Genomic DNA, 14512 nt, shown 5'->3' on the forward strand with positions numbered 1-14512 from the left:
TTTGACTATGGTAAGCTTAGCATTTTTTAATCCGGAACATCTTTCAGCCATTACATATACGCTGGATGAAAAGCAGTCACAATTTACAGCAGTAGCGGGAGAAGCCTTGCAGAGAATAGCAGAAAGGGATGATCATGATGCATTTCCTGTTACCATTTTCGAGGATGGGAATCCTGTCGGTTTTTTTGTGCTTGATTTTGGACAGGATAAGTTTGAATTGACTGATAATAAAAATTCTGTTTTGGTGAGATCTTTGTCTGTAAATCCTGAAATGCAGGGAAAAGGAATAGGAAAGACAGCCATGATGAAAGTGGATGATTTTGTCAGAAGTCATTTCAAAGATTGCAATGAAATTGTACTGGCTGTCAATCAAAAAAATGAGTCAGCCTATCAGATTTATCTTAAAACCGGATATTCTTATGAAGGTAAAATGAGAATCGGAAGGAGCGGGCCTCAATACCTCATGTACAAAAAACTTTAAGAAAATTTTAAATTCAAAATTCCTGCCCTCCTGATTTCTTTCCATAACTTTGAGTAACATCAAATTACAAAACATGGAAATATCACTTCATAATCAGGTGGCTGTGGTTACAGGAGCATCCAGCGGAATAGGTTCAGGAATTGCAAAATCTTTGGCTGCTGCAGGCGCTTCAGTGGTTGTGAACCACTCTTCACAAAGATCTTTAGAAGAAGCACAGGCTGTTTTAAAAGAAATTACAGATGCAGGAGGGAAAGGTATCACCTACCAGTGTGATGTTTCTAAAGAAGACCAGGTAATGACAATGTTTCAGGATGTTGTCTCTCAATTAGGCACAGTGGATATACTGGTCAATAATGCAGGCATTCAAAAAGATGCTCAATTTACAGAGATGACAATGGACCAGTGGAATGCCGTGATAGGTGTCAACCTGACTGGGCAATTTCTCTGTGCAAGGGAAGCAATCAAAGAATTTTTACGTCGGGGCATTGATCCATCACGCTCCATTGCCTGTGGTAAAATTATTCATATCAGTTCTGTTCATGAAATTATTCCCTGGGCAGGACATGCCAACTATGCATCGAGTAAAGGGGCTATCAGAATGCTGATGCAGACCTTAGCCCAGGAATATGGAGCGGATAGGATCCGGGTCAATTCTATTTGTCCGGGAGCGATTCAGACTCCTATAAATAAAGCTGCCTGGGAAACTCCTGAAGCACTTCATTCACTTCTTACCCTTATTCCTTACAACAGAATCGGGCAACCACAAGATATAGGAAACTTAGCAGCATTTCTTGCCAGTGACCTCGCAGATTATATTACCGGAACCAGCATTTTTGTTGATGGGGGAATGACTACGTTTGAGAGCTTTTCAACCGGGGGATAGATGAGTAGGTAAGAGTTAAGAGTTAAGAGTTAAGAGTTGAGAGTTGAGGGTTGAGAGTTGAGGGTGATGGTTGAGGAGGAAAAGGTTTAAAATAAAGAGCATTGGGAAAGAGAAGATCATACATTAATGCTTGTTTTTTATAATTACTAATGATTTCACTATGTCAGAAAAAGAAAGAATTTCAGATATTTCATGGAAAAAATGGGGACCTTATGTAAGTAACCGGGAATGGGGACTTGTACGTGAGGATTACAGCGGGAACGGTGATGCCTGGAATTATACCAATCATAATACCGCAGAAGCTAAAACATACAGATGGGGGGAAGAAGGGATATGTGGGATCTGTGATGACGTACAGCAATTGGTCTTTTCTGTCGGATTCTGGAATAAAAAGGATGAAATGGTAAAAGAAAGGTTCTTTGGGCTTACCAACGGACAGGGAAATCATGGTGAAGATGTGAAGGAATATTTTTATTACCTGGATTCTACCCCTACCCATTCTTATATGAAAATGCTGTATAAATATCCGCAACATGTTTTCCCATATGCAGATCTTGTGAAAACCAATGCAGAAAGAGGGAAGACAGAACCTGAATATGAGCTCATTGATACAGGGATTTTTGATACTAATGAATACTTTGATATTTTCATTGAATATGCTAAAGAAGGCCCAAATGATATTTTGATAAGACTTACCATTATCAATAAAGCTGAAAAAGAAGCTGCTCTTGTTATACTGCCTACCGTCTGGTTCAGAAATACCTGGAATTGGGGCTATGACGATTATCAACCACAGCTGAGCGCTAATGAAGCTGACTGTATCAGAATAAATCATAAAGACCTTGAAGTAAAAAATATCTATGCAAAACAATCTATAAATACCTTGTTTTGTGATAATGAAACCAACAACAAAAGACTTTATCAGTCACCAGATAAATCAGAATACTGTAAAGACGGAATTAATAATTTTATACTGACAGGGAATTCACAGTCGGTTAATTCCCAAAATGTAGGCACAAAAGCGTCGTTCTTTATTGATGAGGATTTTAAAGGTAAAGAATCAAAAACTTTTGAATTCAGGATGACGGATAAAGAATTGAAAGAGCCGTTCAGTGATTTTGAATCAATTTTTGATCTGAGATGCAAAGAAGCAGATGAATTTTATGCTGAAATTCAGAAGGGAATTCAGTCGGAAGATGAAAAGATGGTGCAGAGACAGGCATTTGCAGGAATGCTTTGGAACAAAATGTTCTATCATTACAATGTTGAAAAATGGCTGAAAGGGGATCCTGCAGAAATGTCACCACCAAAATCCAGGGATAAAATAAGAAATTATGACTGGAAGCATCTTAATAATGCCCATATTATTTCCATGCCTGATAAATGGGAATATCCATGGTATGCAACCTGGGATCTGGCTTTCCATGCCATTAGCTTTTCGTTAATTGATCCTGATTTTGCCAAGCATCAGTTGAAACTCTTCTTGTTTGAATGGTATATGCATCCTAACGGGCAGCTTCCTGCTTATGAATGGAATTTCAGTGATGTTAACCCTCCGGTACATGCATGGGCTGTTTTCAGAGTATTTAAAATTGATGAATATATTCGAGGTAAGCCGGATCTTGAATTTCTTGAAAGTGCATTTCAGAAACTGCTGATGAACTTTACCTGGTGGGTGAATAAAAAAGATAACAATGGTAACAATATTTTTGAAGGAGGATTTTTAGGACTTGATAATATTGGTGTCTTCGACAGAAATTCTGCGCTTCCCAATGGGGAGCAGCTGGAACAATCCGACGGAACAAGCTGGATGGCTATGTTTGCCCTGAATATGATGAGAATAGCATTGGAGCTGGCATTATATAACAATGTGTATGAAGAGATGGCAATGAAGTTTTTTGAACATTTCCTGTCTATTGCGCACTCGTTGGATAATATGGGTGATGAAAACTTCAGCCTTTGGGATGAGGAAGATGAGTTTTTTTATGATGCGATTGCTTCCAGTGACAATACCCATATGTATTTAAGATTAAGAACAATTGTAGGATTGATACCCATGTTTGCTGTTGAGGTGATAGATGACGAAATGATTGAAAACCTTCCCAACTTTAAGAAAAGAATGAAATGGGTACTGGAAAATAAACCGGAACTCGCATCTCTGGTTTCAAGATGGGAAGTTAAAGGACAGGATTCCAAGCACCTTTTATCTTTACTTCGGGGCCACCGTTTAAAAAGACTGTTAAGCAGAATGCTGAACCCAGAGGAGTTTTTAAGCGATTACGGAGTCCGGGCTTTGTCGAAAGAATATGAGCATAATCCATATACTTTACAGCTTAATGAAACGGATTATTGTGTGAAATACACCCCTGCAGAAAGTGATAGTGGGCTCTTTGGCGGAAACAGCAACTGGCGTGGGCCCGTTTGGTTTCCTATTAATTTTCTCATTATTGAAAGTCTCCAACGTTTTTTCTTTTACTACAGTCCGGATTTTATGGTGGAATACCCTACAGGAAGTGGAAACTATTCTAATCTGGATCAGATTGCGGATTCTTTAAGTAAGAGGCTTTCGAAAATATTTTTAAAAGACGAAAATGGAAAACGTCCTGTGAATGGCCAATACGAAAGATTCCAGACGGATCCTGATTTTAAAGATTATATTTTATTTTACGAATATTTTCACGGTGATAATGGCCGTGGGGTAGGAGCTTCTCATCAGACAGGCTGGACGGGGCTGATCGCAAAAATTCTGCAGCCAAGATTTACCAAAAAAGAAATAGCAGAATCTGAAACTGAAATGCCGGAGGAAGCGAAATAGCTAAAAGTAAAGTTGCAGACTGGCTTTATTTTATTCAAATATCTGCTGGATGATTTCCAATGAGGTGGGTGTCTTAAAATCGGTAATGTGATAATGGTAATACACCAAAATACTATCCAGGAAATCTTTCCTCACAGAAGAATAGATTTTAGTGGTATAAAGGTTTTCGGCAGTGAGCGCTGTTTTCCACAGTAATGAAATTTCTTCATTGAAGATCTGATGGGTGGAACCGGCTGAAAAAGTACCTGTTTCCGGATCTAAAAATTTTCCTTCACCAAGTAAAGGAGCAACACCCTGAATCTTTAAAACAGCAAGTAAGAAAAGAAGATGTGACTGATAATTTTTGTTGATAAGCTGATCAATAAATTCATCAATACTAAAAAATATATTGAGATTTTTGTTTTCAAACTTAAGAATCTGACTTAGGAAATCTGAAATAAAAAAAATAACGGTATTTACTTTTATATCATTATAAATATCATTGTTTTTTACCAGTTCAAATTTTGAAACCGATGGTATGCCGTTACCCCTCACCGGGTTTATTGAAAAACTGAGTTTGCTCAACGGCTGCAGCAGGGCTTTCTTTTTATTTCTTTTGGAATAAACCCCTTTAAGAAAATAAGTCTGGAAGCCCTCCTCTTCTGTAAAACAATGCAGTACAGCATCATTTTCCCCGTACTTTATAAATGAAAGTAAAAATCCGTTTTGTGAATTCATTAATTGACTACCCCTATTTTGGCTGTAGCTTTATCAGAACCGTCTTCATTAGTCATTAATACAAAATAAATACCTGAAGCTACACGGGCTCCTTTTTGATTATTAAGATCCCATTCATAGTAACCTCCCCTTGCAACAGCTGAATGAACTACATTTCCTGCTGCATCTACAATTCTTATATTTGTTTTTTCTGCCAGCCCTTTAATGGTAACCTTTCCTTTGAAGTTAGAATACACTACAGGATTCGGGTAAACCAATACATCTCCAAAATTTGAATTGACATCGGCAACATCTCCCTGATAAGTTACAATACCGTTATAAGTAACGAAATATACTTTACCGGTTTTTTTATCTACCTTGATGTCTGTAACACTATTGGTAGGAAGCGGTGAGTTTTCTTTTGTAAAATGTTTTATGGTCTTTTCTCCATTAGAAGAAAGATAATATACACCACCTCCTTCTACAGATACCCACTTATAATCTCCTGCATCTACTTCAATCTGGAGAATCTGTGAATCTCTGAAAAGTTCTTCGGCAAGCCCGTTTTGTTCTATAATAATAGGGGATGCTGCAGGACTTGGTGTTTTTATTTCGGAAGCTGCATTAGCAAGGATCCTTAACCCATTATCACTACCAATCCATGCATCTCCGGATTTATCAAATGCTACAGATAAAGTTCCTTCACCTGCAATTCCGTTAGATTCTTTTAATAGATAATCGGTGTCATCAGAAAGATTGGCTGCATTTTTATAGTCATATACCCAGAAGTTATTTGTTCTCGGCAGCGGTGTCCAAAGCATGTTTTCATAAAAAATGGGTTTTTGTACCCCTGAACTTGAAATAGTATTCTTTTTTATGGTAAAATCATCTGCTGCTTTATCGTAAATTCCTATTGAAGGGTTTCCGTTGTCTGTAAATGCAATGGAAACAAAAAGGTTGCTTTGGGCATCTGTAGCAAAACCTACAGGACGTCTATAAAATGGTTGTCCTCCTATGTTATAATATTTTGCAAGCTCAAAGTCTTTACTGCCTGCATTGTATTTCATTTTGTAGACCCCATTGTTAAACATCGTATAATTGGTGAAAAATACTTCATTATTGTTGATAGGGCTCATAACTGCATCGAGCACATTGACTTGTCCTATATCCACTTTACTAAAATAAGAAGGATATATCCATTCTGTACCGTTAAAATAATAGAATCCTGGTTTTTTAGGATTTTCTACCGGAAAGTTATAAATATCGGCCCTTGCTCCACTGGAAACAAGCATCTGGTTGTTATCGTAAAGATTTATTTTGTAGGCAAAGTTAAAATATGGGCCAGAGGGTTTATAGGTGTTGTTGCCTTCATCCTTTATTCCGGATAATACAGTTCCACCCAGCACCTTTCCACCGGCCATGGTGGCCGTATTACAATCTTCACCAAGGCTTATCGCATTTAAAGAAATACCATTAAGACCAAAGGTATATATTCTGTTATCGGTTACTATAATGTTATTTGAGGTAATAACCACATCCTGAATTTTTGCAAAGCTTGCAGGAAGCGGAGTTGGAGTACCATTATTATACATGAATGCAGATGTGGCAGATGCAAATACCAATTCAGATTCAGCATCTATATTTTTAAATGATCCGGGAACTTCCGTTGTCCATGTAGAAAATACAGGGAATGTAGTATTGATCTCATGGCTTTTCAATCCAGTATTGGTTACAGAATAAATCTTGTTTCCAAATATTGTTGCTTCGTTACTGGCTTCATATATACCTCCGCTAAGGAAAAATGCAGAATCTCCAAACTCTTTCTTTTTAAGATCAAATATAGATACTCCATACCCTACAGAAATAACTGCCTTATCTCCTGTAATAGAAATATGGTTGACTTTTTTATTTCCGTTATAACCTGTGGCAATAGGAATGTCAACGATGTACTTAATTTCCTGAGGAGTAATGACATCCATAGATCCGTCAGAATAACCGATAAGACCTGTCTTGGTTTGTGAGTTATAATCAAAGGCGGTGATCCCGATATTATGGAGTCCGTTAGCTTTAGACAGCTTTGTAATCTCTCCACTTCCTATAGTATAATAGAATAATCCGTTTTCTGTGGCGGCTATTATTTTTCCATTGTCTTCTTTCATGGCCAGGACATTATTGTAGGAAAAAAGATCTGCCCATTTTTTTGATGAAATGACCTGCGCTTTTGTAAACTGCAGGGATGCTAAAATACCAAGAGAAATTAAAGAGAGTTTTTTCATATTATGCTATTATGCTGCTGTCTATTACCTGATTGTTCCAGGAGATATGCTGTACGTTTTTATTTGTATCAAAGTGAAAATCTATTCTACCCAAAAGAAGTCCTGCCCATCCAACCTGGTTCACCAGGACATTTTTACCTTGTCTGTTGGTGAAAGTTTGAGGCTCAGGAAGGAAAGTATGGGTATGGCCACCTAAAATAATATCAATATTTTCTGTACTGGCGGCTAAGATTTTATCACTTATTTTATTGGGTTCGTCTTTGTAATCATACCCAATATGGGAAAGACAGATTACAAGATCACATTGTTGGTCTTTTTTCAAAAAGTTCGAATAATGCTGTGCTACATCAACGGGGTTAGAATATACGGTTTCTCCATATTGTTTTTTACCTACAAGACCGTCCAGTTGGATTCCTACTCCAAAAATCCCTACTTTAATACCGTTTTTATTAAAGATTTTATATGGAGAAGTTTTTCCGTCAAGTATTGTATTTTTGAAATCATAATTAGAACAGATAAATGGAAACTTTGCTGTGGGAAGAACCTTAGAAAATCCATCTAAACCATTGTCAAAATCGTGGTTTCCCATAGTAGAAGCATCATACTTCATCATAGACATTAGTTTAAACTCCAGTTCGCCTCCGAAAAAGTTAAAGTACGGTGTTCCCTGAAAAATATCTCCGGAATCAAGAAGTAATACATTAGATTCCTGATTTCTGATCTGTTGAATTAAGCTAGCTCTTCTGGCAAAACCTCCCTGATTTGGGTTTTTGGTATAACTTGCATCAAAAGGCTCTATTCTGCTGTGCTGATCATTGGTATGAAGAATAGTTAGTTTATTTGCGGACTGTAAACCAGGAATAGCTAATCCTTCCGCCTTCATCATATTAGGAGCTAAAGCCATTGCTAAAGTTCCACCACCTATTGCTTTTAAAAAACTTTTTCTATCCATTACTTTTTACCGATAAAATTTAAACGAACATCCGTATTAGGCACTACTTCCGGAGTTTTTTTGAAATATTCAATGAATAAATCTCTAAGTTTTATCCCTGTCGGAATTGATTCTCCTTTGGCAAAGAATTTCATATTATCTCCACCCAAAGCAAGATAGTCTGAGGTAGCAATATAATAGTCTTTATCAGTGTCTATTTTTTTTCCGTTAATTAACGATTGATTAAGTTGTCCGTCTTTTGTTTCAATATACAGATGAGAAACAGGATTGTTCACCTGGGTTTTTGCATAATAATCAAAAAGACCCTGAAGATCCGTCCCTTTCATTTTCACAATAATTACCTCATTTTCAAAAGGCATTACTTCAAAAACGTTTTTCAGCATAATGTCACCTTTTCCAATGGTAGTACGGATTCCTCCGATATTGATCAGGGCAGCATCTACATTTTTCTTAAGATTTATTTTTGCCCATTCATTTCCTCCTTCAAATGTATAATCAGCTAAAAGATTACCGAGATTACTGTTGTCTCCCTGTTTGGTAAGGTCTACACTTGTATGAGAAATTTTCTGGTTCATTTCCCGGTCCAGTTTCTCTTTATAAGGTTCAATTACTTTTACAAACTCCTCATCATTCTTTAGCTCGTTATTAATAGAAATATTCTTCTGGGTCTCTACGTTTGCAAGCTGCAGCGTGGATGCTGTTTTGCAGGCGGTAAGCGATGCCAGAACAATTCCTAGTAACAAGAATTTATTTTTCATAATATCTTTTAGTATATGCAAATATAACCATATGAATAATAAAACATTATTATTTATTACAAATTCTTATTGTAAATTATTAAATTTGACAAAAATAATTCGAACAGATGAGCATTTTAAAAGGAGTAGGTGTTGCATTGGTAACGCCCTTTAATGAAGATTTATCCGTTGACTTCGATAGTTTAACAAAACTTGTTGAATACAATATTGAAAACGGAACCAATTATTTGGTAGTATTAGGAACTACGGCAGAAGCCGCTACGCTTTCTGATGAAGAAAAGAAACAGGTAATTGAGCATATCATTAAGGTGAATAATAAACGTCTTCCTCTGGTATTAGGAATTGGCGGTAACAATACTCTTGAAGTAAAGAAACAGATTGAAGAAGCAGACCTTTCTGCATTTGAAGCAGTGCTTTCTGTATCTCCATATTACAATAAACCTAACCAGGAAGGACTTTACCAACATTACAAAGTCTTGGCTTCCACAGGAAAAAAAATAATCATTTACAATGTGCCTTCAAGAACAGGACAGAATATTGATGCAGATACTACTATCCGCATTGCAAAGGAATTTCCAAATCTGTTTATGATCAAGGAAGCTGCACCCAATATTCTTCAGTATTTTGATATTTTAAGAAAAAAGCCTGAAGGGTTTTCATTGGTTTCCGGAGATGATGAATATACACTTCCGGTAACGTTGGCTGGTGGAAAGGGGGTAATTTCTGTGATTGGACAGGGATATCCTAAAGAGTTTTCCACAATGGTGCAGTTGGCTTTTGACGGAAAGGTGAAAGAAGCTTATGAAATTCATAATAGGCTGGTGGAAATTACACGTTTAATTTTTGCAGAAGGAAACCCTTGTGGTATTAAAGTAATTCTTGCTGAAAAAGGAATTATTAAGAATCATCTTAGACTTCCTTTGGTTCCTGCTTCAGAAGGACTTTATGCAAAGATCAAGGCTGAAATGGCAACTATTTAAATTGAATACCAATCATCAGTAGTGAATTTGTATTACAATTTATGAATTCACTGTTGAAAACAGATGATAATTGATATAATCTCATAAAGTGAAAAGTTCAGGCTTTTCACTTTTTTTAATCATAAAATGAAAATAATGAAATTAATAGAAGCGACAGTAAAGGACATTCCTTTGATTCAGGATTTAGCAAAAAGATCCTGGGAAAATGCGTATGCCGATATCCTTTCGGCGGAACAGATGGAGTATATGCTTGCAGAAATGTATTCTGAAACAGAAATTACAAACCATTTCCAAAATCCGTATTATCATTATTATTTGATTCAGGATGAACATAACAGTTCTTTTGAAGGTTTTATTGGATATGAACACCATTATGAAGACCAGACAACGAAACTTCACCGTATTTATCTGGTTCCGGAAAGTAAAGGAAAAGGTTTTGGAAAAGAAGCACTTCAATTTTTGAATCTTAAAGTAGCTGAAAATGGAGATGAAAGAATTATTTTGAATGTAAATAAATATAACGCTGCCAGAAATTTTTATGAATCCCAGGGATACAACGTGTTTGGAGAAGGAGCTTTCGATATTGGAAAAGGATTTATAATGGACGATTTTCTGATGGAGTTTCTAATTCACAAATAATTGACTTAAAATCTTGTAACTTTATCTTGTAATTCTATAACAAGTGATTTCTTTTTTTGAGTCATCTTTGTTTCAGAACCAAATCACTTTTTAATAATACATTCATATGCTTGGTTTTGAGCTGATTTAGCTTTTTATCAGTATATTTTTTTCATCCTTAGTGTTTAAATTCCTGTATTCTTGAATGCAGGAATTTTTTTGTGGGTCAATTCTTGAAAAAAATAAGGCTATTTCACATTCAATTGAAATAAATCATTATATTTACTGAAAATTTGACTTACTATAATAGGATGAAAATGTATGTAAAATTTGATTTCAACACTCTCTGTAAGAAGGTGTTAGATGAAAAACTTAGAGAACACGGGCTGAAATACAGGTTGCTGAACTTTGGAGAGGTAGAGTTTTACGAGCCCCTAACGCAGGAACAGCATCATCTTTTTAAGAAACATCTTGGAGAGTATGGTATCGAAATTATTGAAAGCCAGAAAACGGCTTTAGTACAAAAAATAAAAGATGCTATCGTAGAGCTTGTTTTTTCTGATGAGATTATTCCTGTAAAAGCATCTATTTATATTTCTGAAAAGCTGAATCACAGCTATGGATATCTTTCCAACCTTTTTTCAGAAGTTGCTTTTACTTCTATCGAGAACTTTATTATTTTGCAGAAAATAGAGCACGCTAAGGTGTTAATTATACGAAATAAGCAAAGTCTCACAGAAATTGCCCACAAATTGAATTACTCCAGTGTAGCCCATTTGAGCACACAGTTTAAAAATACAACTGGCATTACGCCATCCCAGTTTCAAAAAATACTAGGGAAAAGACGCAGGGCCCAAAATACGGCCATAAACCATAAAATGCAGTATGAATAAAGAATTTCTGAACGTAATCGTAGCAGATGATAATGAAAACACACTTACTTTTTTTAAAAATATATTTAAAGAGCTAAAAATTTCTATTAAAGTTCAATGCTTTAACAGTGGAATATCCCTGATGAAATATCTGAATAATGAAGAAGCTGTTATTCCTGAAATTGTTTTTATGAAATATGAAATTCCTGACAAAAATAGCCTGGAATGGATTGAAGAAGTTCGCGAAAACCTGAAGTTTAACAATATGGTAATAGCAGTATATTCTGAATCAATCCCTGAAAATGAAGTTGAAGATCTCTTTGTTAAAGGGGGGAATGTTTATATTAAAAAGCCTGAAACGTTTGAGAAATTGAAAAAAGTACTAACGGAAGTTATCACAATCAATTGGCAGTATCATACATCAGGACTGAATAAAGAGAATTTTATTCTGAAAGTATAAACGGTAATAGTTTTTTTAATTCTATTTTTTGATAATTTAACGATATTTATTACATAGTATTCACGAATAGGTGAAAATTTTATAACTAATAACTGAAATAATATAAAAAGGTTTTCAATAAAAATTCAGACTTTTGTAGTATAGAATCAGCGACACAAATTTGATATAAATAAAAGATACAGATGAATGAATAGTAATTGTTTCACAACAAGTATTTATATAAATCACGATGTTATTTAACAAAATGAATTATATTAATTTCCAATTATAAAGCATAGAAGATCTTTAAACAAAACGGTACAATCATGAAAACTCAAAAGTAGTTGGAGACCTATTTATTCGTTTCATTCCCTCGTCTCCTTCTATATTCAGTTAGTTTTTATAATAAGCAAGTTGGAAAAATAATTCATTTTGTTTTTTTTATAATTTATTTTAATAGTTATGGTTTGAAATCTATTCAAATAATATATAAATATTTTCACACCACATCACAAAATATTAAACCTAAACTATTAAAATAAATTTTCTTTAGGCAGACAAGAAGTAATTTCTTCTAAATAACAGTTTTATAAGGGGACCGCAGGAAAGATTTTCTGCGGTTTTTTTTATGAAATTTTACTCCACTTATTCTTTCCTTTGTAATACCTGATGTAATAATTTTTGATGACAAGGTTGTCAGGTCTTGAAAGCATTGGATCAGCCTCCAGAATTCTGTCTACTGTATTTTTGGTAGTCTTAATGATTGCTGAATCATTGATAAGGTCTAATCTTTTAAAATCTACCACGCCGCTCTGCTGAGTTCCCAGGATATCTCCGGGACCGCGAAGCTGCATGTCAACTTCAGAGATTTTGAAACCATCATTGGTTTCTGTCATTGTTCGGATGCGGGTTCTGCTTTCCTTAGATAATTTATCTGAGGTCATCAGAATACAGTAGCTTTGTTCTGCTCCTCTTCCCACACGTCCTCTAAGCTGATGAAGCTGTGAAAGGCCAAACCTTTCTGAACTTTCAATAACCATTACAGATGCATTAGGAACATTTACTCCAACCTCAATAACCGTTGTTGCTACCATAATTTCTGCTTTTCCTGAAGCAAAATAAGTCATGGCTGCATCTTTTTCATCAGGTTTCATTTTTCCATGAAGCATGGTAACATTATAATCTGAGAAGTATTCCATGACATGTTCAAGCCCCTCCATCAGGTTTTTATAATCCAATGTTTCAGATTCTTCAATAAGTGGATAAACAAAATAAATCTGTCTTCCTTTCTTTATCTCATCTTTACAGAAATTGTAAACATACGACCTGTCTTTTTCACGCCTGTGAGCCGTAATTATAGGTTTTCTTCCCACCGGCATTTCATCAATCACAGACACATCAAGATCCGAATAAAAACTCATTGCCAATGTTCTCGGAATAGGAGTTGCGGTCATTACAAGAATGTGAGGCGGAATTTTATTTTTTGCCCACAGTTTCGCCCGTTGGGCTACCCCGAATCTATGCTGTTCATCAATAATAGCCAGTCCTAAATTTTTAAATTTAACTTTATCTTCCAATATGGCATGGGTACCTACCAGAATAGAAAGACTGCCACTTTCAAGTTCTGCATGAATAATCTTCCTTTCAGAAGCCTTGGTAGAACCTGTAAGAAGACGGATGTTGATATTCGTTTCCTGCAATAATTCCTTCATTCCGTTATAATGCTGCTGGGCAAGAATTTCTGTAGGGGCCATCATACAGCTCTGAAAACCATTATCCAGTGCAATCAGCATGGTCAGTAGTCCCACCATTGTTTTTCCGGATCCTACATCGCCCTGTAAAAGCCTGTTCATCTGGATGGGCTTTTTCATATCCATACGGATTTCTTTTAAAACCCTTTTCTGGGCATTCGTAAGATCAAAAGGAAGGTGATTTTCATAAAAATCATTGAAATGATCCCCAATAATAGGAAAAGGATTGCCGTGTGACTGAGTTTTATGATGCAGTTTTTTCAAGCCATAACCTAATTGAAAAAAGAATGACTCTTCAAACTTTAGTCTGAAATCTGCCTTATCAAAATGCTCCATATCTTTTGGGAAATGCACATTCAGAAAAGCATGCTGCCTTGAGATAAAATTGAATGTTTTCATTAAATATTCCGGGAAGTTCTCCCCAATAAGCTGAGGAATCTCTTTGCAGATATTTTTAAGAGCATTTTGAAAGAACTTTTGACCCAACCCCCTTTTAGTAAGTTTTTCAGAACTTGGATAAATGGGCTTCAGGCGGGTGTCACCGTCTTTACTTTCTTCAGCTTCTATTTCCGGATGCGGCATAGAAAACTGCCTGTTGAAAACATTGATCTTTCCAAATATATATACATCACGATTGACGGGAATTTGCTCTTTCAGCCATTTTGAATATTGAAACCATACAAGATCTATACTGCCTGTATGATCATTAAATTTGGCAGAAAGTCTTTTTGTTTTTCCGGTCTGAATTTCCTGTATCTGGGTGATTTTCCCTTTTAGCTGGATATCAAGATTAGTTTCCTGAAGCTGGGAAACCGTATAGATTTTACTTTTATCCAGATAACGGATAGGGTAGAAGTTCAGAAGATCTTCCACAGTGGAAAGGCCCAGCACACTTTTGATGAGTTTGGCTCTTTCAGGACCTATTCCTTTTACGTATTCTATTGAAGTATCTAAAGTCATTTAAAAAACGAGCCCTAATTTCGGTAAAATA

General features: G+C 35.7%; 12 protein-coding genes. 7 read left to right on the forward strand and 5 right to left on the reverse strand.

Annotated elements, in window-relative coordinates; genetic code table 11:
- The first annotated feature begins 7 nt into the window (after positions 1 to 7).
- The 3 genes from LQV47_RS16120 to LQV47_RS16130 all read left to right on the forward strand — a co-directional run bounded on the left by LQV47_RS16120 (position 8) and on the right by LQV47_RS16130 (position 4179).
- Positions 8 to 481: a GNAT family N-acetyltransferase gene (locus LQV47_RS16120; RefSeq protein ID WP_230038632.1), complete on the forward strand. Its 474-nt coding sequence runs from the start codon at positions 8 to 10 to the stop codon at positions 479 to 481.
- Between the two features lie 73 nt (positions 482 to 554).
- Complete coding sequence (locus tag LQV47_RS16125; protein WP_230038634.1) at positions 555 to 1364, forward strand: glucose 1-dehydrogenase; 810 nt, start codon at positions 555 to 557, stop codon at positions 1362 to 1364.
- Between the two features lie 160 nt (positions 1365 to 1524).
- Positions 1525 to 4179, forward strand: a complete 2655-nt coding sequence (locus LQV47_RS16130) for a glucosidase (protein WP_230038636.1) — start codon at positions 1525 to 1527, stop codon at positions 4177 to 4179.
- A 30-nt stretch (positions 4180 to 4209) separates the two neighbouring features.
- Here LQV47_RS16130 and recO read toward each other — a convergent pair whose 3' ends face one another.
- The 4 genes from recO to LQV47_RS16150 are packed head-to-tail and all read right to left on the reverse strand — an operon-like array spanning position 4210 to position 8861.
- On the reverse strand, positions 4210 to 4896 hold the full coding sequence (gene recO, locus LQV47_RS16135) for a DNA repair protein RecO (RefSeq protein ID WP_230038638.1): 687 nt from the start codon (positions 4894 to 4896) through the stop codon (positions 4210 to 4212).
- Positions 4896 to 7151, reverse strand: a complete 2256-nt coding sequence (locus LQV47_RS16140) for a hypothetical protein (protein WP_230038640.1) — start codon at positions 7149 to 7151, stop codon at positions 4896 to 4898. The genes recO and LQV47_RS16140 overlap by 1 nt, the downstream gene beginning before the upstream one ends.
- 1 nt (position 7152) lies before the next feature.
- Positions 7153 to 8103 (reverse strand): metallophosphatase, encoded by a 951-nt coding sequence (locus LQV47_RS16145; protein ID WP_230038642.1) that lies wholly within the window; start codon positions 8101 to 8103, stop codon positions 7153 to 7155.
- Positions 8103 to 8861: a 5'-nucleotidase C-terminal domain-containing protein gene (locus LQV47_RS16150; RefSeq protein ID WP_230038643.1), complete on the reverse strand. Its 759-nt coding sequence runs from the start codon at positions 8859 to 8861 to the stop codon at positions 8103 to 8105. Before LQV47_RS16150 ends, LQV47_RS16145 begins: the two co-directional genes overlap by 1 nt.
- Before the next feature lie 107 nt (positions 8862 to 8968).
- Here LQV47_RS16150 and dapA point away from each other — a divergent pair, with 107 nt between their 5' ends.
- The 4 genes from dapA (at position 8969) to LQV47_RS16170 (ending at position 11791) form a co-directional block, all read left to right on the forward strand.
- Positions 8969 to 9841, forward strand: a complete 873-nt coding sequence (gene dapA, locus LQV47_RS16155; RefSeq protein WP_230038645.1) for a 4-hydroxy-tetrahydrodipicolinate synthase — start codon at positions 8969 to 8971, stop codon at positions 9839 to 9841.
- 135 nt (positions 9842 to 9976) lie between these two features.
- Complete coding sequence (locus tag LQV47_RS16160; protein ID WP_230038647.1) at positions 9977 to 10480, forward strand: GNAT family N-acetyltransferase; 504 nt, start codon at positions 9977 to 9979, stop codon at positions 10478 to 10480.
- Positions 10481 to 10770: 290 nt separating this feature from the next.
- Complete coding sequence (locus tag LQV47_RS16165; protein WP_230038649.1) at positions 10771 to 11352, forward strand: helix-turn-helix transcriptional regulator; 582 nt, start codon at positions 10771 to 10773, stop codon at positions 11350 to 11352.
- Entirely contained in the window at positions 11345 to 11791 is a 447-nt protein-coding gene (locus tag LQV47_RS16170; protein ID WP_230038651.1) for a response regulator, read from the forward strand. Before LQV47_RS16165 ends, LQV47_RS16170 begins: the two co-directional genes overlap by 8 nt.
- Positions 11792 to 12396: 605 nt before the next feature.
- Here LQV47_RS16170 and recG read toward each other — a convergent pair.
- Positions 12397 to 14481 (reverse strand): ATP-dependent DNA helicase RecG, encoded by a 2085-nt coding sequence (gene recG / locus LQV47_RS16175; RefSeq protein ID WP_230038653.1) that lies wholly within the window; start codon positions 14479 to 14481, stop codon positions 12397 to 12399.
- Positions 14482 to 14512 lie beyond the last annotated feature (31 nt).

The sequence above is a fragment of the Chryseobacterium sp. Bi04 genome (assembly GCF_918698085.1).
GTDB lineage: Bacteria > Bacteroidota > Bacteroidia > Flavobacteriales > Weeksellaceae > Chryseobacterium.